Origin of the sequence: Fibrivirga algicola (genome assembly GCF_011742925.1) — a bacterium.
GTDB lineage: Bacteria > Bacteroidota > Bacteroidia > Cytophagales > Spirosomataceae > Fibrella > Fibrella algicola.
On record NZ_WAEL01000034.1, the window covers coordinates 1 to 575 of the forward strand.

1 protein-coding gene is annotated in these 575 nt (G+C 61.2%); it reads right to left on the reverse strand.

Features of this window, described 5'->3' with window-relative positions:
• The coding region (locus F7231_RS27080; RefSeq protein ID WP_445451892.1) for an Ig-like domain-containing protein at window positions 1-575 on the reverse strand (575 nt) is incomplete at both ends.

Below are 575 nucleotides of genomic sequence, written 5' to 3' on the forward strand. Positions count from 1 at the left end.
ACGCTCCAGTCGACCACCGGTAGGTGCTGCCCCCCGCTGCCGTGAGCACAGCTGAGTTGCCATTGCAAATCGTGTTACTCGGACTGGCACTTACCGTAGCGGTCACCGCTGGATTCACTGTCACCGTAGCTGTGGTCACGGCCGAGCAGCCGTTGCTGTTGGTCACCGTCACACTGTAGATAGTAGTCGTGGTGGGGGAGACCGTTACCGTCTGGGTTGATCCCGTGCCGGCCGGTGCCCAAGCGTAGGTGAATCCCGTGCCACCCGCGGCATTAGCCGTCAGCGTAGCCGTGGTTCCGGTACAGATAGTTTGATTAGCCACCGTAGCGGTCACGGCTGGATTCACTGTCACCGTAGCCGTGGTCACGGCCGAGCAGCCTGCGCTACTGGTTACTGTGACGCTGTAGGTGGTCGTTGTGGTGGGCGAAACGCTGATGGCTGCCGTCAGCGATCCAGTCGACCACCGGTAGGTGCTGCCCCCCGCTGCCGTGAGCACAGCTGAGGTGCCATTACAAATCGTGTTACTTGGACTGGCACTTACCGTGGCGGTCACCGCTGGATTCACTGTCACCGTG